The following is a 20,422-nucleotide window of genomic DNA, read 5'->3' as shown; positions in this document are numbered from 1 at the left end:
GGGTGGGGAGCCCCCCCCCCCCCCCCCCCCCACGCCCCCCCCCCCGCCGCGTGCCGCGTTTGCCGCCCCCCCCCCCCACAAACCCCCCCACCCACGAAGAGGTCGGAGGACGCATGGACACGTCGTTGCAGGGGAAGGTCGCGGTCGTCACCGGCGCGGCACGCGGCATCGGGCGCGCGATCGCGCTCGAGCTCGCGCAGGCGGGCGCCGACATCGGGCTCGGGCTGCGGGACGTCGAGCGCGACGGCGGCGTCGTCGCCGAGATCGAGGTGCTCGGGCGCCGCGCGATCGCGCTCCCGATGGACGTCACCGACCTGAAGCAGTGCCGCGCCGCGATCGACCGCGCGGTGGGCGAGCTCGGCGGGATCGACGTGCTCGTGAACAACGCGGGCGGCAGCATCCTCGGCGACGCGCTCGACGTGACGGAGGAGGACTTCGACGCGGTGTGGGCGCTCAACACCCGCAGCACCTTCTTCCTCTCCCAGCATGCCGCGAGGAGCATGCGCGAGGCGGGCGGCGGGGCGATCGTGAACGTCGCATCGCAGGCCGGCCTCGTCGCGCTGCCGGGGGAGTCGTCCTACTGCACCGCGAAGGCCGCCGTGATCCATCTCACGCGATGCCTCGCGGTCGAGTGGGGCGGCCTCGGGATCCGCGTGAACGCGGTCGCGCCGACGTTCATCGAGACCGACGGCACCGAGCCCGCGCTCAGCGATCCCGCGTTCCGGGCGGACACCGTCGAGCGGATCGCGGCGCTGCACCGCATCGGCACTCCGACGGAGGTGTCGGCGGCGGTCGCCTTCCTCGCGTCGCCCGCGGCGTCGCTCATCACCGGCCACACGATGGTGATCGACGGCGGCTGGACGGCGCGCTGACCGTCGGATCGACGCGCCGTCCCTGATCCGACGCCGCGCGGGGTCGGATCAGGGACAGGGCGTCGAACGAGCGCGCGCTACGGCAGGTGCGGCTCGAGGAGCGCCTTCGTCGCCGGGCCGATGCGGTCCGAGGCGCCGAGCTGGTGCCAGTGCGGGTAGCGCAGCGGCTCGAGCGACACCGCGTCCAGCCGCGCGAGCTCGTCGGCCGAGAGCTCCAGGTCGGCGGCCGCGAGGTTGTCGACGAGCTGCTCCTCCGTCCGCGCACCGACGATCACCGAGGTGACGGCCGGCTTCGCGAGCGTGTACGCGAGCGCGACCCGCGCCGCGGAGACCCCGTGCCCGTCGCCGATCTCCACGAGCGCGTCGATCGTGTCGTAGAGCCGGTCCTCGTCGTGCACAGGAGGCTCCGTCCAGCCCGCGAACCGGCGCGTGCCCTCTGGCGCCTCCTGCCCGCGGCGGTACTTGCCGGACAGGAGACCGCCGGCGATCGGGCTCCACACGAGGATCCCGAGGCCCTGGTCGATCGAGACCGGGACGAGCTCGCTCTCCGCGTCCCGCGCCTGCAGCGAGTAGTAGATCTGCTGGCTCACGAAGCGCTCGAGGCCGTGCCGGTCCGACGTCCACAGCGCCTTCATCAGCTGCCAGCCCGTGTAGTTGGAGGCGCCGATGTAGCGGACCTTTCCGGCGCGGACGAGGTCGTCGCGCGCCCGCCGCGTCTCGTCGAGCGGCGTCTGGCCGTCCCACTCGTGCACCTGGTACAGGTCGATGTGGTCGGTCCGCAGGCGCCGGAGGCTCGCCTCGGCCGCGCGGACGATGTGGTGCCGGGAGAGGCCGGCGTCGTTCGGGCCGTCGCCCATCGCGCCGCGGACCTTGGTGGCGATGAGCACGTCGTCGCGGCGGTCGCCGAGGGCCTCGCCGAGGATCTCCTCCGACAGGCCGCTCGAGTAGACGTCGGCGGTGTCGATCAGGTTGACGCCCGCGTCGCGGGCGAGGTCGAGCTGCCGCCGGGCGCCCGCGACGTCGAGGTTCCCGATCGGCGACGCCCAGCCGGTGCCGCCGAAGCCCATGGTGCCGAGCGTGATGGTGGAGACGCGGAGGCCGGAGGATCCGAGCTGTCGATACTGCATGGCGCGAGCGTATGCACCCCGTGCTCCGCGCCTCCTGCGGGAGGGTCAGTCGCCGTGGACGCGGGCGATCGCCTGCGCCCGGCTCGTCGCGCCGAGCTTCGCGAGGATCGCGTTCACGTACGACTTGACCGTCGTGGTGCTGAGGAAGAGCGCCGCCGCGATCTCCGGGTTCGCCTGCCCGCGAGCGACGAGCGCGAGCACGTCCGCCTCCCGCGCGGTGAGGGCGGGGAAGCGGGCACGGAGCGCGGCGGCGTCGACGCCCGCGGGCGGGGGCGCGGTGAAGCCGGCCGCGAGCCGCGCGCCCACGGCCGGGTCGAAGACGGCCTGCCCCTCCGCCGCCGCGCGGACCGCGGCGAGCAGCTCGCGGCGCCCCGCGTCCTTCGTGAGGTACCCGATCGCGCCGGCGCGCAGCGCGGCCGCGATGGAGGCGTCGTCCGCGAACGTCGTGAGCACGAGCACCCGCACGGCGGGACGCTCCGCGAGGATCCGCGCGGTGGCGCCCGGGCCGTCGAGGACCGGCATCCGGAGATCCATGAGCACGACGTCAGGCGCGGTCTCCGCGGCGAGGCGCACGGCCTCCGCCCCGTCCGCGGCCTGTCCGACCACCTCGACGTCCTCGTTCAGGTCCAGGACCGTGACCAGCCCGTCGCGCACGATCGCCTGATCGTCCGCGACCAGCACCCGGATCATGGCGACACCGCCCGGGCCTCGACGACGAAGCGGTCGCCGTCGGCGCCCGCGTGCACGGTCGACCCGTCGCCGAGGGCGGCGAACCGCTCCCGCATCCCCGTGAGCCCGTGACCGCCGCCCGGCGTCGCGCGCGGCGGGGTGCCGATCGGGTTCTCCACGCGCAGCACCATGGCATGCCCCTCCCGGCTGCACCGCACCAGGACGGGCTGCCCCGGCGCGTGCCGTCTCGCGTTCACGAGCGCCTCCCGCAGCGCGCCCGCGACCGCCTCGCGGTGGCCGGCGTCGAGCCCGCCGAGGGTGCGGTCGCCCTCGGCGTGCACGGTCCCGCCGAGCGAGCGGTGCGCGGTGAGCAGCGTCTCCAGCGCGTGGTCCGGCACGGTGACCGGCGCGGCGGCCGACGGGTCCCGCAGCGCGGCGACGGCCGACCGCGCCTCCGACAGCCCCTCGCCGGCGAGCCGTCGCGCCTCCGACGCCCGGACCGTCGCCTCCTCGACGTGGCCGCGCTCGAGGAGCGCCTCGATGGCGTCGAGCTGGATGACGAGGCCGCCGAGCGAGTGCGCGAGCACGTCGTGCACGTCCCGTGCCGCCGCGGACCTGGCCTCGAGGAGGGCGGCGCGCTCCGCCTCCCGCTCGGCGGCGAGCGTGCTCGCGAACAGGGCCTGCCGCTGCGCCTCCGCCGCGTTCCGCTGCCGGCGGCTGTAGCCCCCGAGCGTGCCGAACGCGACACCGGCCAGGAGGGAGAGCAGACCGGCGAAGGAGAAGCCGTGGGCGGCGGCGCTCACCGCCGTGAGCGCCGTGTCCGCCGCGACCGAACCGACGATCATCGTCGCCGACCGCGTCCCGTCGGAGATCAGCACGATGAGCGACGCGATCACGGGCGCGATCAGCGACGGGGAGCCGAGGCCCGCGCCGACCGCGGCGACCGGGCCGCAGACGAGCAGCGCGACCGTGCGCGGCCGCCCGGATCCGGTGAGCACCCAGGTCGCCCAGCAGGCGAGCGCGACCACGCCGAGCGCCGTCACCACGACGCTCCGCGGGTCGAGGTGCGCGGGCACGAGCGCGACCGCCACCAGCACGATCCCGACGACGTTCAGCTGGACGAGCGGGGTCCTGATCCGGTCGCGGAGCCGTCCCCGCGCGGTCATGCCGTCGATCATGCCGACTGCAGCACCGCCCCGCGCGGCTCCCGCGCCCGGGTGACGAGCGCCGCGGTCGCCCGGCTGGCCGCGATCAGGACGAGGATCACGCCGGTCTGGGTGAGGAGGTGCGCCCCGAGCGAGGCGCCGAGCGCGTCGAAGCCGATGCGCACCGCGAGCAGCGCGATCCAGAGCGAGGCGCCCGGCCAGCCGGTGCGCGTCTGCAGGGCCCCGGAGCCGCCGGGTGCCGGACGGAAGACCGACATCCTGCCCATGAGCGCGCCGATGCCCACCGACAGCAGCAGCTCGACGACGAGCAGCGCGCCGTCGACGGCGGTGACCGTCGCGCCCTTCAGGTTCGCGAGGGTCAGGAGGCCGACCGCGCCGAGCACGATCGGCATGCGCAGCGCGCGGGCCGGGTCGAAGTCGCGCCAGCGGAGCTGCCGCGACATGAGGAGGCCGACGACGACGAGGGCGAGGAGGACTTCCGCGAGGGACTGGATGCTCATGGGTCCAGCGTCGCGAAGGGCCCCGCCGCCGACCACCACCCTGGGGTGGGGTCCGGGTGGTGATCCGCCGCTACCGTCGCCCCATGGTCGCAGCGCTGCACCCGGAGTACCCGATCGAGACGGAGCGCCTCCTGCTGCGCCCGATCGACCCGGAGGGCGACGCGGACGCGATCCACGCGTACCTGTCGCGGGAGGACGTGTGCGCGTTCATCCCGATCGAGCCGCGGACGCGCGAGCAGGTCGTCGAGCGCTACCGGCAGGAGCGGTTCTCCCGCACGGCGCTGACCGAGCCGGGACAGGCGCTGGCGCTCGCCGTGGTGCGGAAGGACACGGATGTCCTGGTCGGCGACGTGCTGCTGATGTGGAACGACGGCGCCAACCGCGGCGCGGAGATCGGCTACGTCTTCGATCCCGCTCAGCACGGCCACGGCTACGCGACGGAGGCGGCCAGGGCCCTCCTGCGGCTCGGCTTCGAGGGGCTCGGACTGCACCGCATGACGGGGCGGATCGAGGACCGGAACACGGCGTCGGCGGCGGTGCTGCGCCGCATCGGCATGCGCCAGGAGGCGGTGCACGTCGAGAACGAGTGGTTCAAGGGGCGCTGGAGCACGGGGGTCGTGTTCGCGATCCTCGACCGCGAGTGGCGGGCGCTGCAGCGGGCCGGCCGGACCTGAGCCGCGCCGGCCGGATCACGCGCGGGCGGGCTCCGTGCTCGCCCAGAGGTCCGGAGCGGGCAGCGGGTCACCCGCGCGGGCCGCGGCGATCCACGCCTCCGTCGCCGCCACGGAGGCGAAGCCCGAGGCGAGCACGGCCAGCGTGCGCTCGTGCACCTCCCGCGCGGACAGCGCGCCGGCCGGCGTGCTGAGCGGCAGCGTCCCCGTCGCGTCCGCGAGGAGCTCGACGGCGAGCCCCGCGTCGGCCGCGTCCCTGGCGGTCGACTCGTCGCAGTGCTGCGTCATGAAGCCCGCGATGGTGAGCGTGTCGACGTCGTGCTCATCGAGCCAGGCGCCGAGCGAGGTGCCCGCGAAGCACGAGACCGCGTGCTTGACGAGCAGCAGGTCGTGCGCCGCCTCCGCGACCGTGTCGTGCAGCTCCGCGCCCCGCGAGCCCTCGGCGAAGACGGGCGAGTCCGGCTCGTCGACGTGCCGCACGAGGATCACCGGCACGCCGGCCTCGTGCGCCGCCTCGACCGCCGCTTTGATGTTCGGGAGGCTCTGCTCGAGCGGGGGATGAGCGATGGGCAGGTTCCCGTCGACGTACTCGCGCTGGACGTCGATCACGATCAGGGCGCGCTTCATGGCGCGACCGTAGCCCGTCGCGCCTGCTAGCCTGATGCGGCGTCCTCCCGGACGTGGGCGTCGACGCGCACCCGATCTCCCGCAGCCATGCGGTCGAGACGGTGCCGCTCCCGGCGCGTTCAGGTGCATCGATCGCACCGCCGCCGCGGCCAGACGCCGCTCGATCACAGACGGAAGTCCTTCATGTCCACGACCTTCGGCGCGCTCGGCGTGCCCGCATCCCTCCTGCCCGCCCTCGACACCGCGGGCATCACGGAGCCGTTCCCCATCCAGACCGCGACGCTGCCCGACAGCCTCGCCGGCCGCGACGTGCTCGGCCGCGGCCGCACCGGCAGCGGCAAGACGCTCGCGTTCGCGCTGCCGCTGGTCTCGCGCCTCGCGGGCGGCCAGCGCCGCTCGGGCCGGCCCCGCGGGCTCGTGCTCGCGCCGACCCGGGAGCTCGCGACGCAGAGCGCCGCGGTCGTGCAGCCGCTCGCGGCCGCCGCCGGGATGACCGTCACGACGGTCTTCGGCGGCGTCTCGCAGAACCCGCAGGTCGCGGCGCTGCGGAACGGCGTCGACATCCTGGTCGCGTGCCCCGGCCGGCTCGAGGACCTGCTGAAGCAGCGCGCGCTCACGCTCGACGGCATCGAGATCACCGTGCTCGACGAGGCCGACCACATGGCCGACATGGGCTTCCTGCCCGGCGTGACCCGGCTGCTCGCCGCCACGCCCGCAGGCGGCCAGCGCCTCCTGTTCTCCGCGACGCTCGACAACGGCGTGGACAAGCTCGTGAAGCGCTTCCTGTCGAACCCGGTCACGCACTCGGTCGACGACGGGAAGTCGGCGGTCGAGACGATGTCCCACGCGGTGCTCGAGGTGAAGGACGCGGACGGGAAGCGCGAGGTGATGGAGGCGCTCGCCTCCGGCACCGAGCGCCGCATCCTGTTCGTGCGGACCAAGCACGTCGCGAAGCGGCTCGCGAAGCAGCTGACCGCGGCGGGGATCCCGGCCGCGGACCTGCAGGGCAACCTCTCCCAGAACGCCAGGGAGCGGAACCTCGGCATGTTCTCGACGGGTGAGATCAAGGTGCTCGTCGCGACCGACGTCGCCGCGCGCGGCGTCCACGTGGACGACATCGCGCTCGTCGTGCACGTCGACCCGCCGACCGAGCACAAGGCGTACCTGCACCGCTCCGGCCGCACCGCGAGGGCGGGCGCGTCGGGCACCGTCGTGACCCTGGTGCTGCCCGAGCAGCGCCGCGAGGTCGCGCAGCTGCTCCGCGCCGCCGGCATCGCCGCGACGCCGCAGCAGGTCACGGCGACCTCCGCGGCCGTGACGGACCTCGTGGGCGGGGTCGCCGCCAAGGTGACGCCCGCGCCGGTCGTCGCGCAGCCGCAGCAGCAGCGCCCGAGGGCCGACCGGCCCGCCGGGGGTGAGCGCCGCGGCGGCGCCCAGCCCGCGCGGCGATCTGCCCGCGGTCCCGAGACCGGTGAGCGCCGCCAGGGCGCCGGCCGCGGTCAGGGCGGCGAGCCCCGGCGAGGCGGCGGGGCCGGCGCTTCAGGCGCGTCCGGCGGTCGCCGGGGTGGCGCCGCGGGTGCCAGGTCGGGCGGCACGCCCGTGCGCTACTCGACCTCCAGCGGCTCGTCCGCAGGGTCGAACTGGGCGCAGTTCAGCGACCGCGACAGCGCTCCGGCCGCGCGCCGGGGCAGCCGCCGTGCCGGCCGCGAGGGCGGCCGGCCCGACGCGCACTGAGCCGCGGGCCCGCCGCTCAGACGTCGATCCAGTAGCGGCGCTTCCCGGCGCGCGAGTCCTCGTACACGCCGCCGTTGCGCTCGATGACCGTCCTCGATCCGATGTTGTCCTCGTCGCACGTGATGAGCACGCGGTCGATGCCGAGTCCCTTCGCGATCGGCAGCGCCGCGCCGAGCGCCGCCGTCGCGTGCCCGCGGCGGCGCGCGGACGGCCGCACGCTGTAGCCGATGTGGCCGCCCTGCTCGAGCAGGAACGGCGTGAGGCGGTGCCGGATCTGGAGGAAGCCGACGAACTCGTCGCCGTCCACGATCCACAGCGCGGTCGCGGGGACGTACCCGTCCTGCCGCGCGGTCTCCTCGAGCGCGTCCGCGAGGAGGCGGTCGACCATCGCGGCGAACGCGTCCTCGTGCGTCAGCGTCGCCACGTCTTCGAGCAAATTGCTGCCGCCGTCCTTGTGCCGGCCGCCGAATTCGGCGACGCCGACGATCCAGGAGGTGTGGTAGCGGATGTGCGGGCGGACGAGCTCGGTCATCACCCCAGTGTCGTCCGGTGCGCGCGGGTGAGGAATTGCCCCGCGCCGCGGACGTTGGTGGAGAGGTGACGACGATCTACACCGCAGAGGCGCTGGCTACCGGTGCCGGGAGGAACGGCCACGTGCGCTCCTCCGACGGGCTCCTGGACCTGGACGTCCGGGTCCCGACCGAGATGGGCGGCGCCGGCGGCGCACCGAACCCGGAGATGCTGTTCGCGGCCGGGTACGCCGCGTGCTTCCATTCGGCGCTGCAGGGGGTCGCGCGAGCGGCGAAGCGGGAGCTCGGCGACTCCTCCGTCGGTGCGCGCGTCGGCATCGGGCCGAACGGCTCCGGCGGGTACGGCCTCACGGTGCACCTCGAGGTCGTCGTCCCGGACCTCCCGCACGACGAGGCGCAGGCGCTCGCCGACCAGGCGCACCAGGTGTGCCCGTACTCGAACGCGACCCGCGGCAACATCGAGGTGACCGTCACGGTCACCGACGACTGAGCGGCCCGCGGCTCCGGCGGCGACGCGCCGGTCAGCGCCCCGCCAGGTAGGCGTCGGCCGCGCGGCGGCCGCTCACGAGCGCGCCCTGGATCGACGGGGTGTCGCGGTGGTCGCCGGCGACGTACAGGCCCTCCGTGAGCCGGACGGGCCTCCGGAGGGGGCTGCCTCCCGGCAGCGCGGGGAGCGCGGCCGGGATCCGCGTCACCGCGACCTCCTCCCACATCGCGGTGCCGACGCCCCACAGGCGAGCCAGGCCCGACCGCAGCACCGGGTCGGGCAGCGGGTCCGCACCGAGCACGGACGACGCGACGAGCGCGCGGCGGTCGGGGGAGTAGCCCGGAGCGGCGTTCGTGATCACGACGCTGTTCGCGATCGGGCCGCCGTCGGAGTCGAGCGCGAGCACCGGCGTGCGCACGGGCGGCGCTGCGACGGCGTGCCAGACGGTCGTGACGGCGTGCATGGCCGGGGGTCGCAGCTCGAGCAGCGCGGCCGCGGTGGTCGGGTCCGCGGCGACGACGACGGCCTCGGCGCGCCGGGTCCCGCCGCCCTCGACGTCCACCTCGCCCGGCCGGGCCGCGACGACCCGCGCGCCGTACTCGATCGTGCCGGAGGGCAGCCGGCCCGCCAGCGCGACCGGCAGCGCGCCCATCCCCGCACCGGGCACGACGACCGTGCCGCGCGCGAACGTGCGGAGCACGAAGGCGCCGAACCGGCTGGACGTGGTGAGGTCCGGTTCGAGGAGCACGCCCTGCAGGAACGGGCGCAGGAAGCCGTCGACCGGCGCGCCCTCGACGCCGTGCCGGCGCAGCGCCTCCCGCAGCTCGACGTCGCGGGCGCGGCGGAGGCGGTCGGCGGGCACCGCGGTCACCGCCGCGAGGTAGGCGGCGAGCCGCGCGCGCTGGAGCGCCGAGCCGAGCGGCGCCCGCGGGTCGAGCGCGGGGTGCAGCCCACCGTCGTGGCGGACCAGCGCACCCTTCACGAAGGGGCGCAGGTCGACGTCCGGCATACCGATGCGGCCGAGCTCCGGATAGGCGGTGTTCAGGACCTGGAAGCCGCGGTCGATCGTGAAGCCGTCGACGAGGTCCGACCGCATCCGTCCGCCGGGCGCGTCGGACGCCTCCAGCACCCGCACCGAGCGCCCGGCGGCGGCCAGCCGCAACGCCGCCGCGAGCCCGGCGAGGCCCGCCCCGACGACGAGGACGTCCGCCTCCCGCGCGCTCATCCCACCATCGTCCCCGCCCGACATGGGTGTCCGCCATCCGCCGCCGCGGCCACCGAGCCGCGGCGGCGGCGCGATCACTCGACGCCGAGCGCCTCGATCGGTGCGACGCGGGTCGCGCGGCGGGCCGGGGCGACGGAGGCCACCAGGGTGAGCAGCAGCCCGCCGCCCACGACGACCGCGAGCAGCGGCCACGGGAGCCCGATGGTGAGGAGCCCCGGCATGTCCCGCGCGGCACCCACGAGGGAGTGCGCGCCCGCCCAGCCGTAGACCGTGCCGAGCACCAGCCCGAGCGCGACCGCGGTGAGGACCAGCTGGCCGCTCTCCGCCAGGATCATCCGGCGCAGCTGCCGAGCGCTGAACCCGAGCGCGCGCAGCAGGCCCAGCTCCCTCGTGCGCTGCAGCACCCCGAGCGACAGGGAGTTGACCAGGCCGACGCCGGCGATCACGGCGCTGAACCCGGTGAGCACCGAGAACACGACGGTGACGGTCAGCAGCATGGTCTCGATGCCCGCGTAGTAGGCCGGGTCGTCGCCCGCCGCGGTCTCGACCATGTCGCCGAACGTGCGCAGCGCGACCCCGAACGTGGTGATGAGCGTCACCGCCACGAGCAGGCCGATCGTGGACCGGGTGCTGCGCTGCGGGTAGCGGATCGCGTTCTCGGCGGCGAGGCGGGCCGTCGCCGAGCCGCCCATCAGCCGGCCGACGATCCGCAGCGCACGCGGGATCACGAGATGCGCGCCGAGCACGATGCCGGTGAAGGACACGACCCCGCCGGTGAACGCGACGAGCAGGCCGGAGAAGCTGACCTGCCCGAGCGCCACGCCGCCGACGAGCAGGAGGGTCCCGAGCACGACCAGCACGAGCGCAGCCGCTGACCGCAGCGCGCTCGCCCTGCTCTCGTCCTCGGACTGCTCCTCCGCGCCGCCGAGCGCCTGCATCGGCGTCACGGCGAGCACGCGGCGGGAGCCGATGACCGCCGCGATCCAGGTGGTCAGCACCACAGCCACCCCCGGCAGCAGGATCTCGGGGTTCAGGTACGAGTACGGGAACGCGCCGAGGACGTCGAACGCCCGCGCGGCGCCGGCGATCGCCGCGACCGCGCCGCTGCCGACGAGCAGGCCGATCCCCGCGCCGATGGCCCCGACGGCGAGCCCCTCACGGGCGACGGCGCCGCGCTCGGCGCGGGCGGTCGACCCGAGCAGGCGGCGCAGCGCGATCTGCCGCACGCGTCCCGCGACGATCACCGAGAACGTGTTCGTCGTGACGACCGCACCCGAGTAGACCGCGATCGCGATGAACACGGTGGAGGTGATCTGCAGCAGCACCCCGACCGTGGTGCTGCCGCCCGTCACGGGGTCCGCCCTCGCCGCGGCGTCGAGGAGCCCCGTGCCCTGGATCAGGGCGGCGCCGAACGCCGAGGAGAGCGCGGCGACGAGGACGCCCGCGCCGTGGTCGCGCATCATCGGGCCGTCTCCAGGCTGAGCATGAAGCGGGCGATGCGCTCGGCGTCCATGCGGCCCTCCTCGGCCACGATCCGGCCGTCGGCGAGGAACACGACACGGTCGGCGTAGCTCGCCGCCACCGGGTCGTGGGTCACCATCGCGATCGCCTGCCCGTGCGTGGCCGCGGCGCCCGCGAGGATCGCGAGCACCTCGCGGCCCGTGCGGGAGTCGAGGTTGCCGGTGGGCTCGTCGGCGACCACGAGCTGCGGCCGGGAGGCGAGCGCGCGGGCGATCGCGACGCGCTGCTGCTGGCCGCCGGACAGCTCCCGCGGGCGGTGCCCGAGCCGGTCCGCGAGCCCGAGGTCGTCGAGCAGCCGGCCGACGAACGCGCGCTCCTCGCGGCTCGGCCGTGCGCCGCGGAGCTCGAACGGCAGCATCACGTTGCCGATCACGTCGAGGGTCGGCACGAGGTTGAACGCCTGGAAGACGAAGCCGATGCGCTCGCGGCGGAGCAGGGTGAGCGCCGTGTCGTCGAGGCCCGCGATCTCGCGATCGCCGAGCCAGATCTCCCCGGCGGACGGGGAGTCGAGGCCCGCGAGCAGGTGCATCAGCGTGGACTTGCCGCTGCCGGACGGGCCCATGATCGCGACGAACTCGCCGCGGCGCACCGCGAGGTCGACGCCGCGGAGGGCGTGGACGGTGGCGTCGCCCGAGCCGTAGTGCTTGGCGACCTGGTGCACCCGGGCGACTGCGGGCCCGGTGGGGGCCGCGGCGGTCGAGGGGCGGACGGGGAGGGGTGTGCTCATGGCCTCCACACTCCCGGTGGAGGCCCTCGTCGCGGATCGGGCGGGCGGCGGAACCGCCCTCCTCCGCAGGGCGGAGATCCCTGCGACTCAGCGCACCAGGTGCACGATCAGCGCGGACGCGACGACGGCCGCCACGAGCAGCGCGAAGCCGTAGCCGATGACCAGCGCGGTGACGGACTTCGTCGTTCAGGAGAATTCGGCCGGCGCCGCGCAGAACTCCTGAACGACGAAGGGGGTCAGCGGTCGACGAGGCCGTTCTCGTAGGCGAAGACGACGAGCTGCACCCGGTCGCGGAGGCCGAGCTTCGTCAGCACGTTGCTGATGTGCGTCTTCACCGTCGCCTCCGACACGTACTCGGTGCGCGCGATCTCCGAGTTCGACAGCCCCTTCGCGGCGTGGGCGAAGACGTCCCGCTCCCGGCCGGTGAGCGTGCCGAACTCCTCCGGCACGTCTCGCCGCTCCGCGGGTTCGAAGCGTTCGAGCAGCGCCCGGGTCGCGGAGGCCGCGACGACCGCCGTGCCCGCGTGCACCGTGCGGATCGCCGCGATGAGGAAGTCGGGGTCGGCGTCCTTCAGCACGAACCCGCTCGCGCCCGCCCGGATCGCGGCGGCCGCGTCCGCATCGAGGTCGAAGGTCGTCAGCACGATGATCCTGGGCCCTGCCGAGCCGCGCGCCGCGGCGTCGCCCAGGATGCGGCGGGTCGCGGTCACCCCGTCCATCACGGGCATGCGGACGTCCATCAGCACGACGTCGGGCGCATCGCGCTCGACGAGCGCGATCGCCTCCTCGCCGTTCCCCGCCTCGCCGACGACCTCGAGGTCGGGCTGGGAGCGGACGATCATCGAGACGCCGCGGCGGAACATCGCCTGGTCGTCGACCAGCGCCACCCGGATCGTGCTCATCGCTCGGCTCCTGTCCGCGCGGCGCCGCGCACGTCGTCGGTCCGGAGGATCGGGATGGCGGCCGTCCCCGACACGGGCAGGAACGCGCGCACCCGGAACCGGTCGCCGTCCGGGCCTGCCCGCAGGTCGCCCTGCACCGCACCGGCCCGCTCGCGCATGCCGATCAGGCCGTGGCCGCCGGGCGCGGGGCGCGGCGGCCTTGCGGGATCGATCGCGTTCACCACCTCCACCTCCAGCCCGTGCGGTGTCCGGGTGAGCAGCACCACCGCCGGCCGGCTCAGGTCGCCGTGCCGCAGCGCGTTCGTGAGCGACTCCTGCACGATCCGGAACGCCGCGAGCTGGGTGGCGGTGCCGAGCGTCCCGAGGTCGGGGTCGCGCGTCACGTCGACGACGAGCCCCGAACCCTGGAACTGCGAGAAGAGGGTGTCGAGGTCCGCGAGGCCCGGCTGCACGCTCGTCGTCCCCTCGTACCGGAGCTGCTGCAGCAGCACCCGCACGTCGGCGAGGGCGGCGCGCGCCGTCGACCCGATGGTCTCGAGCGCCTCGTCGACCGCTTCGGGGTCGGTGCGGCGCAGGAGGCGTGCCCCGTCCGACTGGGCGATCACGACCGCGAGCGAGTGGGCGACGACGTCGTGCATGTCCCGGGCGATGCGGGTGCGCTCCTGCTCGGCGGCGACCTGCTCGCCCGCGGCGTCCGCCTCCTGCCGGTTCCGCCGCGACCGCCGCGCCGTGGCGACGAGCAGCCCGAGGGTCCAGGAGAGCAGGAGCGTCACGGCGGTCAGCACGCTGACGACCGCGAACGCGTTCACCGCGTGCGGGAGGTCCCCGATGGACCCCGTCACCGCGCTGATGAACGAGTACCTGGCGATGTAGACGCCCGCGATGCCGGCGCCGACGAGGGAGGACGTGAAGGCCGCCCAGCGCACCGTCCTGGTGCCGTAGGAGCTGCAGGCGTAGACGAGCGCGGGGATCGCGGCGTCGTACAGGTTCGGGCTGTCGAGGAACGCCATCTGGGCCACCGCGCCCGCCCAGGCTCCGATCAGGGCCCACGACGGCGACCAGCGGCGCACGGCCAGGGCGGCGCCGAGCAGCAGGATCGCCAGCCCGCCCCCTGGGACGACGCCCGCCGCGCTGTGCACCTCGAACAGTCCGAACAGCAGCACGTAGACGACCGCGATGGTCACGTCGACGGTGCGCCGCGTCGGGGAGATCGGGCGGAGCACGGAGGAAGGCTAGGCGCGCGGCGGCGTCCCCGGGCGGAGAACGGCCCGATCTCCTCCTTCCGGATGAGGCGTCCCGGCGCCGGGTGCCAGGATCGTCCGTGTGACGCTCGGATCGTTGTCCCTGCCCGACGGGCGCTCCCTCGAGACCTGGATCAGCGGCCCGGAGGACGGGACGCCGTTCGTGTTCCACCACGGCACCCCCGGCTCGGCGCGGCCGAGCGGCGCCCTCGAGCGGGCGGTGCACGCGCGTGGCCTCCGGTTCGTGGCGCTCTCCCGGCCCGGGTACGCGACCTCCACCCGCCGGGCCGGCCGCAGGGTCGTGGACGTGGTCGACGACACCGCCGCGGTCCTCGCCGCCATCGGCGCCGAGCGCGCCTACGTGGGTGGCTGGTCGGGAGGCGGCCCGCATGCGCTCGCCTGCGCGGCCCGCCTGCCGCAGACGATCGCGACGCTCCTCATCGCCGGCGTGGGCCCCGCCGATGCGGAGGGACTCGACTTCCTCGCCGGGATGGGGCAGGACAACATCGACGAGTTCGGTGCCGCCGCGACCGGCGAGCAAACGCTGCGGACCCTCCTCGACGGCCAGCGGCCCGAGCTCCTCCACGCGAGCGCGGAGGAGGTCATCGCGTCGATGGCGAGCCTGCTCCCGCCCGCGGACCGGGCCGTGCTCACCGACGAGTTCGGCGCGGACATGGCGCGCTCGTTCGGCGACGCGCTGCAGGTGTCCGTCGACGGCTGGCTCGACGACGACCTCGCCTTCCTCGCCGGCTGGGGGTTCGGGCTCGACGAGATCACGGTGCCGGTGCACGTGTGGCAGGGCGACCAGGACCTCATGGTGCCGTTCGCGCACGGCAGGTGGCTGGCCGAGCACGTCCCGGGCGCGACCCCGCACCTCCTGCCGGGCGAAGGGCACCTGTCGATCGCGATCGGCGCCCTGGACCGGATGCTGGACGGGCTGCTCGCCTCCTGACCTCAGGCGTGCCGGATGCAGCGGTCCGTGGTCGGCCGCGCCGCCAGCCTGGCCGGAGCGATCGGGTCGCCGCAGACCGCGCAGACGCCGTAGGTGCCGTCATCGACCCGGGCGAGCGCGGCATCGACCTCCGCCAGCCTGCGCCGGAGCGCGGTGCGCAGCGCGTCGGCCTGCGACCACTCGAACCCGATCGTCGCGCCCTCCGGATCGTGCTCGTCGTCCGAGTTCGCGTCCGCCCGCGCCGCCGTCATCGCGTCGATGCGCTCGCCCGCCGCGCGGAGCTCGGCCGCCGTCTCGTCGCGCAGCGCACGCAGCCGATCGACGCGCCCCGTCACCAGGCGTAGTCCTCCGGCGCGGTCCTGTGCCCCGGGAAGATCTCGTCGAGCTTCGCGAGCGCATCCGCGTCCAGGTGCACGTCGAGGGCGCGGACGGCGGAGGTGAACTGCTCCATCGTGCGCGGGCCGATGATCGGGCCGGTCACGGCGGGCTGATGCAGCAGCCACGCGAGCGCGATGTCGCCCGGCTCGTGCCCGAGCTCGTCCGCGAAGTCCGCGTCCCGCTCGATCTGCTCCCGGTGCGCGTCCAGCGCCTCCTTCGCCCGCCCGGTCGTGCGGCGGCTCGAGTCGCGCTCCTTCTTCAGCACCCCGCCGAGCAGTCCGCCGTGCAGCGGCGACCACGGGATGATGCCGATGCCGTTGTGCTGAGCGGCGGGGATGACCTCCAGCTCGATGCTGCGCTCGAGCAGGTTGTAGAGCGACTGCTCGGACACGAGCCCGGTGAAGTCGCGCCGCCTCGCCGCCTCCTGCGCCGTCGCGAGGTGCCAGCCGGCGAAGTTGCTGCTGCCCGCGTACAGGACCTTGCCCTGCTGCACGGCGACCTCCATCGCCTGCCAGATCTCGTCCCACGGCGTGCCGCGGTCGATGTGGTGGAACTGGTAGAGGTCGATGTAGTCGGTCTGGAGGCGCCGGAGGCTCGCATCGAGCGCGCGCCGGATGTTCAGCGCGGAGAGCTTGCCGTTGTTCGGCCACTCGTCCATGTCGCCGTAGAGCTTCGTCGCGAGCACCGTCTTCTCCCGGCGCCCACCGCCCTGCGCGAACCACCGCCCGATGATCGACTCGGTGCCGCCTGGACCGGTCTTGCCGCCGTACCGGTTCGCGGTGTCGAAGAAGTTGACGCCGGCCTCGTGGGCGGCGTCCATGATGCGGAAGCTGTCCGCCTCCTCGGCCTCCATGCCGAAGTTCATGGTGCCGAGCACGAGGCGGGAGACGGTGAGGCCCGAACGGCCGAGATGCGTGTACTGCATGGGCCAAGCCTGCGCCTCGGTGCCTCCGCGAAACATGGACCGTGTTGAGTGAGCGCGTGACGCGTGATCTCGCCCTGCTGCCCAAAGGCCACCTGCACCTGCACTTCGAGGCGTCGATGCGCCCGGCGACGCTCCGCGACCTCGCGGCGGAGGCGGGCGAGCCGGTGCCGTCGTGGGCCGACTTCGCGGACTTCACCGACTTCGAGGCGGCGTACGGCGACGTGCTCAGGCTGATCCGGCGACCGGAGCAGCTGGAGCGGGTGATGACGGAGATGGCGGACGACGCGCAGGCGGACGGCGTCGTCTACGTCGAGGTGACGCTCGCGCCGGTGCTGCACGCGGCGCTGTTCGACGGCTCCGCGGCGGCGGCGCTCGCGTTCCTCCTGGCGGCCGCGCAGCGGGAGGAGGAGCGGACCGGGGTCGTGATCCGGGCGATGATCGCCTCCGCCCGCACCATGTCGGTCGAGCAGGCGGTCGAGGACGCCCGCCTCGCCGCCGAGCACGCCGACCGCGGGGTCGTCGCCTTCGGGCTGCACGCGGACGAGCGCGGCTTCCCCGCGGCGCCGTTCGTCGACGCGTTCCGGATCGCGCGGGAGGCGGGGCTGCTCATCACCCCGCACGCGGGCGAGCTCGTCGGTCCCGAGTCGGTCCGGGAGGCGGTCGAGGTGCTGCGGGCCGACCGGATCCTGCACGGGATCCGCGTGATCGAGGACCCGGAGCTGACCGCCCAGGTCGCGCGGCTCGGCGTGTGCCTCGACGTCTGCCCGAGCTCGAACGTCGTCCTGCACGTGGTGCCCGACCTCGAGCGGCACCCGCTCCCGGCGCTGCTCGCCGCCGGCGTCACGTGCTCCATCAACGCGGACGACCCGGTGCAGTTCGGGCCGAACGTCGGGGAGGAGTACGAGCTGGCCCGCACCCGCCTCGGCCTCACCGACGAGCAGCTGGCCGGCTGCGCCCGCGCCTCGATCACCGCGTCCGGTGCTCCGGAGGCGGTGAAGGCGCGGGCGCTCGCCGGGATCGAGGCCTGGCTCGCCTCCTGAAGCCCAGGAGGGCGGCGATCGCGGGCATCGCGAAGCAGCGGATCAGGAGGCGCCCCTCTCGGGTCTCGAGCACCAGGACGCGGCGGGGGAGACGCGCCACGCGCACCGCGTCGAGCGCCGCCACCGGCACCTCGGTCACCGCGCCGTCGGCGGCGGTGAAGCGCACCAGGCGGTCGCTCACGCGCAGGCGCCCGGGCGTCCACGACCTCGCTGGTCCGCGCAGGAACGCGCGGCGGGAGGTGTAGACGACCTCGTCGGTCATCCGAAGGCGCGGCCGAGCCGGTCCACGATCTCGTCGAGCACGGGCCGGGGCGTGCCGAGGATCACGCGGACGAACCCGGCACCCGCCGAGCCGCAGTCGGCGCCGTCGGTGAGCGCGACGCCCGCGCGCTCCCGGATCACGTCGGCGGGGCGGTCGCCGAGCTCGAGCGCGCGCACGTCGAGCCACCCGATGTACGTGCCCTCAGGCGCCCGGTACCCGACGCGGGGCAGGCGCTCCGCGAGCCGGCGCCCGAACTCCCGGCTCGACTCGTCGAGGTAGCCGCGCACGGCGTCGAGCCACGGGCCGCCCTCCCGGTACGCGACCGTGTTCGCCGTGACGCCGAACCCGCTCGCCCCGTGCGACACGAGGCCCGCGACCTCCTCGTACCGCTGCGCGTCCGCCTCGTTCGAGAACACGAGCTGCGCGCACTTCAGGCCGGGCAGGTTGAACGCCTTGGAGGCGCTGAGCGCGGTGATCGTGTGCCCGGCGGCGACCTCGTTCACGCTCGCGTAGGGGATGTGCCGGTGCTCGCCGAGGGTGAGCGGGGCGTGGATCTCGTCCGCGAACACCCGCGCGCCCGCGCGGTCGACGACCTCCGACAGCGCGACGAGCTCCTCCCGCTCCAGCACCCGGCCGGTGGGGTTCCAGGGGTTGCAGAGCACGAACGTGTCGGCGCCGGCCGCGAAGGCCGCGGCGATGCCGTCCAGGTCGAGCGCGTACCGCCCGTCGACCTCGATGCTCGGCACCTCCACGATGGGGCGGCCGGACAGCTGCGGGATGCGGAGGAACGGCATGTACGCGGGGGTCGCGACGACCACGGGCCTCGCCGGGTCGGCGTACCGGCGCAGCACGAGGTCGAGGCCGGCCAGCACGTCCGCGATCGGCTGCACCCGCGCCGGGTCCACCGCCCACCCGTACCGCTCGGCCGCCCATGCGGCGGTCGCCTCCGCGAGGTCGGTCGCCGCGGCGCGCGGCAGGTAGCCCGTGCGGGCGAGGTCGACCTCGCGGTGCAGCGCCTCCCGGATCACCGGGGCGAGCCCGAAGTCCATCTCCGCGACGAACGCGCCGATCGCCTCCGGGAAGGCGGTCCACTTCACGCCGCCGCGGGAGCGCAGCTCGGCGACGTCCGGGGTCTCGAACAGGAGGCTCATGCCCCCATCGTGCCGTGCGGCGGACGCGGCACGCATCGGCTCGGGGTCAGATCCAGGTGGGCGACCACATGTGGATGTGCCAGAACCAGTACGGCACCGGCAGCCCGGAGCTCAGCGGGAAGAAGAACGCGCTGAGCACCACGGCGGCGACCACGAACACCGCGACCACGATCCGGCGGATCCGGAGGCCGTACGACGCCTCCGCCGCGACCAGCTCGTCGGGGGAGTCCGCCGCGGGCGGCTTCACGACCATCAGCCCGATCGTCGCGGCGAGCGCAAGCAGCATGTAGGGCTCGAACGCGATCGAGTAGAAGAAGAACATCGTGCGGTTCGGGTACTGCAGCCACGGGAGGTACCCCCCGACGAACCCCATGAGGATGAGCGCCGCCTGCCACTCCCGCCGGCGGATGAAGCGCACCACGAGGTAGATCGACGCCGCGATCGCGGCGTACCAGATCAGCGGGTTCGGGAGGTCCGTGATCGCGGAGACGCAGCTTCCGGCGCCGCAGCTGCCGGCGTTCGAGTCCCACCACATCGACGTGGGCCTGGCGATGATCGGCCAGAGCGCCGCGGGCGCCATGTACGGGTGGCTCGTGTCGAGGCCGATGTGGAACTGGTAGATCGAGCTCGTCCACTGCCACAGGTCCTGCAGCGGGACCGGCACCCAGGCGAGGAGCCCGGTGAACCGGTGGCCGCCGTCCTGCACGAACTGGCGGTCGTAGCCGCCCGCGGTGACGAACCAGCCCGTCCAGCCGAGCAGGTAGGCGACGAGGGCGACCGGGACCGTGCTCACGAACAGCACCGGTGCCTGCTTGAGCAGGCTCCCGAGGTACCAGCGCCGGATGCCCGCACGCCTCCTGAGCAGCAGGTCGGACCCGGCCGCGTAGAGCGCGAACGCGGCGAGGAAGTAGATGCCCGACCACTTCACCGCGGAGCAGAGCCCGAACGCGACGCCCGCGCCGATCAGCCACGGGCGCCAGAACAGGGTCGGACCCCAGTCGCCGCCGCCCCGCCTCCTGCGCATCAGCCACTCGCCGAAGCGCCGCTCCGCGAAGAACCGGTCCTCGAGCACGAGCGCGAACCCGACGAGCGCGAAGAACATCACCATGTTGTCGAGCAGGCCGACCCGCGACATGACGATCGCCTGGTTGTCGATCGCGAGCAGCCCACCGGCCAGCGTGGTCACGAGCGGGGTGCGGAACATCCGGTGCGCCACGAGCATGAGCAGCGCGACGGCGAGGATGCCGATCACCGCGACGGACAGCCGCCAGCCGTAGGGGTCCTGCGCGCCGCCCGCGAGCAGCTCGCCCATCCCCATGATCCATTTGCCGAGCGGCGGGTGGGCGACGTACTCGGCCTGCGAGGAGAAGAAGTCGACGTGGCCGGCCTCGAAGGCCTTGTTGATGTCCGTGAACCCGCCGGGCAGCGGGTGCTGGGCGTCGTCGAGCCAGCTGCCCTCGTAGCCGAGGTGGATCAGCGTCCAGGCGTCCTTGACGTAGTAGGTCTCGTCGAACACGAGGTGCGGCGGGTAGCCCAGGCCGACGAGCCGGGAGACCGCGGCGATCACGAGGACCGCGGGCGGTCCGTACCTGGCCCAGTCGTTGATCCGGTCGAACAGCGTCGGTCTGGTCGTCGTCTCCTGGGCGGGGACGACGGCCTGCGACACGGAGGAAGGATACGGGCGGGTCCCGCCGCGGCGGCCGTCGCCGCGTCCG

Annotated in this window: 22 protein-coding genes; 7 read left to right on the top strand and 15 right to left on the bottom strand. The window is 74.5% G+C overall.

Annotation, left to right across the window (positions count from 1 at the left end):
• Positions 1-113: 113 nt before the first annotated feature.
• Complete coding sequence (locus ACTHLI_RS11900; protein ID WP_440183814.1) at positions 114-872, top strand: SDR family NAD(P)-dependent oxidoreductase; 759 nt, start codon at positions 114-116, stop codon at positions 870-872.
• Between the two features lie 77 nt (positions 873-949).
• Here the strand turns inward: ACTHLI_RS11900 and ACTHLI_RS11895 are convergent, their stop codons facing one another.
• The 4 genes from ACTHLI_RS11895 to ACTHLI_RS11880 are packed head-to-tail and all read right to left on the bottom strand — an operon-like array spanning position 950 to position 4,334.
• Positions 950-1,999 (bottom strand): aldo/keto reductase, encoded by a 1,050-nt coding sequence (locus ACTHLI_RS11895; protein ID WP_440183812.1) that lies wholly within the window; start codon positions 1,997-1,999, stop codon positions 950-952.
• A 45-nt stretch (positions 2,000-2,044) separates the two neighbouring features.
• Positions 2,045-2,689: a response regulator transcription factor gene (locus tag ACTHLI_RS11890; RefSeq protein ID WP_440183809.1), complete on the bottom strand. Its 645-nt coding sequence runs from the start codon at positions 2,687-2,689 to the stop codon at positions 2,045-2,047.
• Entirely contained in the window at positions 2,686-3,834 is a 1,149-nt protein-coding gene (locus ACTHLI_RS11885) for a sensor histidine kinase (protein WP_440183806.1), read from the bottom strand. Before ACTHLI_RS11885 ends, ACTHLI_RS11890 begins: the two co-directional genes overlap by 4 nt.
• Positions 3,835-3,842: 8 nt before the next feature.
• The gene (locus tag ACTHLI_RS11880) at positions 3,843-4,334 is read right to left on the bottom strand and encodes a hypothetical protein (protein WP_440183804.1); all 492 of its coding nucleotides are present in this window, start codon (positions 4,332-4,334) and stop codon (positions 3,843-3,845) included.
• An 83-nt stretch (positions 4,335-4,417) separates the two neighbouring features.
• Between ACTHLI_RS11880 and ACTHLI_RS11875 the strand changes: the two genes are divergently transcribed.
• A complete protein-coding gene (locus ACTHLI_RS11875; RefSeq protein WP_440183801.1) occupies positions 4,418-5,008 on the top strand; it encodes a GNAT family N-acetyltransferase in 591 nt (196 codons plus the stop codon).
• A 15-nt stretch (positions 5,009-5,023) separates the two neighbouring features.
• Here the strand turns inward: ACTHLI_RS11875 and ACTHLI_RS11870 are convergent, their stop codons facing one another.
• A complete protein-coding gene (locus ACTHLI_RS11870; RefSeq protein WP_440183798.1) occupies positions 5,024-5,632 on the bottom strand; it encodes a cysteine hydrolase family protein in 609 nt (202 codons plus the stop codon).
• A gap of 183 nt (positions 5,633-5,815) precedes the next feature.
• Here ACTHLI_RS11870 and ACTHLI_RS11865 point away from each other — a divergent pair, with 183 nt between their 5' ends.
• On the top strand, positions 5,816-7,366 hold the full coding sequence (locus ACTHLI_RS11865; protein ID WP_440183795.1) for a DEAD/DEAH box helicase: 1,551 nt from the start codon (positions 5,816-5,818) through the stop codon (positions 7,364-7,366).
• 16 nt (positions 7,367-7,382) lie between these two features.
• Here the strand turns inward: ACTHLI_RS11865 and ACTHLI_RS11860 are convergent, their stop codons facing one another.
• Positions 7,383-7,898, bottom strand: a complete 516-nt coding sequence (locus tag ACTHLI_RS11860; protein ID WP_440183792.1) for a GNAT family N-acetyltransferase — start codon at positions 7,896-7,898, stop codon at positions 7,383-7,385.
• 65 nt (positions 7,899-7,963) lie between these two features.
• On the opposite strand from ACTHLI_RS11860, the gene ACTHLI_RS11855 reads away from it, so the two are divergent.
• Positions 7,964-8,386, top strand: coding sequence for an organic hydroperoxide resistance protein (locus ACTHLI_RS11855; RefSeq protein WP_440183789.1), 423 nt, complete (start codon positions 7,964-7,966; stop codon positions 8,384-8,386).
• 31 nt (positions 8,387-8,417) lie between these two features.
• Here the strand turns inward: ACTHLI_RS11855 and ACTHLI_RS11850 are convergent, their stop codons facing one another.
• The 3 genes from ACTHLI_RS11850 to ACTHLI_RS11840 form a co-directional block, all read right to left on the bottom strand.
• Positions 8,418-9,608: an FAD-dependent oxidoreductase gene (locus ACTHLI_RS11850; protein ID WP_440183786.1), complete on the bottom strand. Its 1,191-nt coding sequence runs from the start codon at positions 9,606-9,608 to the stop codon at positions 8,418-8,420.
• Between the two features lie 74 nt (positions 9,609-9,682).
• The gene (locus tag ACTHLI_RS11845) at positions 9,683-11,071 is read right to left on the bottom strand and encodes an FtsX-like permease family protein (RefSeq protein WP_440183784.1); all 1,389 of its coding nucleotides are present in this window, start codon (positions 11,069-11,071) and stop codon (positions 9,683-9,685) included.
• On the bottom strand, positions 11,068-11,856 hold the full coding sequence (locus tag ACTHLI_RS11840; RefSeq protein ID WP_440183782.1) for an ABC transporter ATP-binding protein: 789 nt from the start codon (positions 11,854-11,856) through the stop codon (positions 11,068-11,070). Before ACTHLI_RS11840 ends, ACTHLI_RS11845 begins: the two co-directional genes overlap by 4 nt.
• Between ACTHLI_RS11840 and ACTHLI_RS11835 the strand changes: the two genes are divergently transcribed.
• Complete coding sequence (locus ACTHLI_RS11835) at positions 11,855-12,010, top strand: hypothetical protein (RefSeq protein WP_440183781.1); 156 nt, start codon at positions 11,855-11,857, stop codon at positions 12,008-12,010. The two genes, ACTHLI_RS11840 and ACTHLI_RS11835, sit on opposite strands and share 2 nt — an antisense overlap.
• 82 nt (positions 12,011-12,092) lie before the next feature.
• On the opposite strand, the gene ACTHLI_RS11830 is transcribed toward ACTHLI_RS11835, so the two are convergent.
• Positions 12,093-12,758, bottom strand: a complete 666-nt coding sequence (locus tag ACTHLI_RS11830) for a response regulator transcription factor (RefSeq protein ID WP_440183779.1) — start codon at positions 12,756-12,758, stop codon at positions 12,093-12,095.
• Positions 12,755-13,981 (bottom strand): sensor histidine kinase, encoded by a 1,227-nt coding sequence (locus ACTHLI_RS11825; RefSeq protein WP_440183778.1) that lies wholly within the window; start codon positions 13,979-13,981, stop codon positions 12,755-12,757. The genes ACTHLI_RS11830 and ACTHLI_RS11825 overlap by 4 nt, the downstream gene beginning before the upstream one ends.
• 100 nt (positions 13,982-14,081) lie before the next feature.
• On the opposite strand from ACTHLI_RS11825, the gene ACTHLI_RS11820 reads away from it, so the two are divergent.
• Positions 14,082-14,951, top strand: a complete 870-nt coding sequence (locus ACTHLI_RS11820) for an alpha/beta fold hydrolase (protein ID WP_440183776.1) — start codon at positions 14,082-14,084, stop codon at positions 14,949-14,951.
• Positions 14,952-14,953: 2 nt separating this feature from the next.
• Here ACTHLI_RS11820 and ACTHLI_RS11815 read toward each other — a convergent pair whose 3' ends face one another.
• Together ACTHLI_RS11815 and ACTHLI_RS11810 are read right to left on the bottom strand one after the other, a co-directional pair.
• Positions 14,954-15,286, bottom strand: coding sequence for a TraR/DksA family transcriptional regulator (locus tag ACTHLI_RS11815; protein WP_440183774.1), 333 nt, complete (start codon positions 15,284-15,286; stop codon positions 14,954-14,956).
• Entirely contained in the window at positions 15,283-16,254 is a 972-nt protein-coding gene (locus ACTHLI_RS11810) for an aldo/keto reductase (RefSeq protein WP_440183773.1), read from the bottom strand. Before ACTHLI_RS11810 ends, ACTHLI_RS11815 begins: the two co-directional genes overlap by 4 nt.
• 56 nt (positions 16,255-16,310) lie before the next feature.
• On the opposite strand from ACTHLI_RS11810, the gene add reads away from it, so the two are divergent.
• Positions 16,311-17,294 carry an adenosine deaminase gene (gene add / locus ACTHLI_RS11805; protein ID WP_440183771.1) on the top strand — a complete coding sequence of 328 codons (984 nt, stop codon included), beginning with the start codon at positions 16,311-16,313 and terminating at the stop codon, positions 17,292-17,294.
• A gap of 258 nt (positions 17,295-17,552) precedes the next feature.
• Here add and ACTHLI_RS11800 read toward each other — a convergent pair whose 3' ends face one another.
• Together ACTHLI_RS11800 and ACTHLI_RS11795 are read right to left on the bottom strand one after the other, a co-directional pair.
• Positions 17,553-18,707: a MalY/PatB family protein gene (locus ACTHLI_RS11800; RefSeq protein ID WP_440183770.1), complete on the bottom strand. Its 1,155-nt coding sequence runs from the start codon at positions 18,705-18,707 to the stop codon at positions 17,553-17,555.
• Between the two features lie 46 nt (positions 18,708-18,753).
• A complete protein-coding gene (locus ACTHLI_RS11795) occupies positions 18,754-20,373 on the bottom strand; it encodes a dolichyl-phosphate-mannose--protein mannosyltransferase (RefSeq protein ID WP_440183768.1) in 1,620 nt (539 codons plus the stop codon).
• Positions 20,374-20,422: the final 49 nt, after the last annotated feature.

Origin of the sequence: Amnibacterium sp. (assembly GCF_051956055.1) — a bacterium.
Classification (GTDB): Bacteria; Actinomycetota; Actinomycetes; order Actinomycetales; family Microbacteriaceae; genus Amnibacterium.
This window is presented reverse-complemented; position numbering and strand designations above follow the sequence as displayed.

Excerpts from the sequence above, each read along its gene's own strand:
- ACTHLI_RS11800 (WP_440183770.1), bottom strand. The coding sequence starts at position 18,707 with ATGAGCCTCCTGTTCGAGACCCCGGACGTCGCCGAGCTGCGCTCCCGC.
- ACTHLI_RS11865 (WP_440183795.1), top strand. The coding sequence starts at position 5,816 with ATGTCCACGACCTTCGGCGCGCTCGGCGTGCCCGCATCCCTCCTGCCC.
- ACTHLI_RS11835 (WP_440183781.1), top strand. The coding sequence starts at position 11,855 with ATGGCCTCCACACTCCCGGTGGAGGCCCTCGTCGCGGATCGGGCGGGC.
- ACTHLI_RS11845 (WP_440183784.1), bottom strand. The coding sequence starts at position 11,071 with ATGATGCGCGACCACGGCGCGGGCGTCCTCGTCGCCGCGCTCTCCTCG.
- ACTHLI_RS11895 (WP_440183812.1), bottom strand. The coding sequence starts at position 1,999 with ATGCAGTATCGACAGCTCGGATCCTCCGGCCTCCGCGTCTCCACCATC.
- ACTHLI_RS11830 (WP_440183779.1), bottom strand. The coding sequence starts at position 12,758 with ATGAGCACGATCCGGGTGGCGCTGGTCGACGACCAGGCGATGTTCCGC.
- ACTHLI_RS11810 (WP_440183773.1), bottom strand. The coding sequence starts at position 16,254 with ATGCAGTACACGCATCTCGGCCGTTCGGGCCTCACCGTCTCCCGCCTC.
- ACTHLI_RS11870 (WP_440183798.1), bottom strand. The coding sequence starts at position 5,632 with ATGAAGCGCGCCCTGATCGTGATCGACGTCCAGCGCGAGTACGTCGAC.
- ACTHLI_RS11850 (WP_440183786.1), bottom strand. The coding sequence starts at position 9,608 with ATGAGCGCGCGGGAGGCGGACGTCCTCGTCGTCGGGGCGGGCCTCGCC.
- ACTHLI_RS11900 (WP_440183814.1), top strand. The coding sequence starts at position 114 with ATGGACACGTCGTTGCAGGGGAAGGTCGCGGTCGTCACCGGCGCGGCA.
- ACTHLI_RS11860 (WP_440183792.1), bottom strand. The coding sequence starts at position 7,898 with ATGACCGAGCTCGTCCGCCCGCACATCCGCTACCACACCTCCTGGATC.
- ACTHLI_RS11890 (WP_440183809.1), bottom strand. The coding sequence starts at position 2,689 with ATGATCCGGGTGCTGGTCGCGGACGATCAGGCGATCGTGCGCGACGGG.
- ACTHLI_RS11875 (WP_440183801.1), top strand. The coding sequence starts at position 4,418 with ATGGTCGCAGCGCTGCACCCGGAGTACCCGATCGAGACGGAGCGCCTC.
- ACTHLI_RS11840 (WP_440183782.1), bottom strand. The coding sequence starts at position 11,856 with ATGAGCACACCCCTCCCCGTCCGCCCCTCGACCGCCGCGGCCCCCACC.
- ACTHLI_RS11885 (WP_440183806.1), bottom strand. The coding sequence starts at position 3,834 with ATGACCGCGCGGGGACGGCTCCGCGACCGGATCAGGACCCCGCTCGTC.
- ACTHLI_RS11880 (WP_440183804.1), bottom strand. The coding sequence starts at position 4,334 with ATGAGCATCCAGTCCCTCGCGGAAGTCCTCCTCGCCCTCGTCGTCGTC.